At 47.8% G+C, this 368-nt stretch carries 1 tRNA gene; it reads left to right on the forward strand.

Annotation, left to right across the window (positions count from 1 at the left end):
- Positions 1–175: 175 nt before the first annotated feature.
- Positions 176–252: transfer RNA gene (locus ACT3R7_RS20765), tRNA-Ile, on the forward strand.
- Positions 253–368 lie beyond the last annotated feature (116 nt).

Raw genomic sequence — 368 nt, forward strand, 5'->3', positions numbered from 1 at the left:
GTCACTCCTCGCGGTAAACGTCCACAATGAATTACCTGATCAGATCATAGAGCAAACGGTTTAAGCACGATCCCCTCTTGGGTCTGTAGCTCAGTTGGTTAAAGCGCGCCCCTGACCTTATGGAAAGGAGGGTGAGGTCGGCTAGCTAGCAACGCCTTTGAGGCGATAGTAAACCGGGTCTGTAGCTCAGTTGGTTAGAGCGCACCCCTGATAAGGGTGAGGTCGGCAGTTCAAGTCTGCCCAGACCCACCAAATTTTATCCAACACTGCGTTATTTTATAGCTCGCATAGCAGACTATGCTTCGCAATAAAATGCCTTGTCTTGAATAAAATTACCCGGAAGTGGTTTTGAGATAGTTGTTAGATAG

Origin of the sequence: Halomonas sp. AOP43-A1-21, from assembly GCF_052376775.1 — a bacterium.
Classification (GTDB): domain Bacteria; phylum Pseudomonadota; class Gammaproteobacteria; order Pseudomonadales; family Halomonadaceae; genus Vreelandella; species Vreelandella colorata.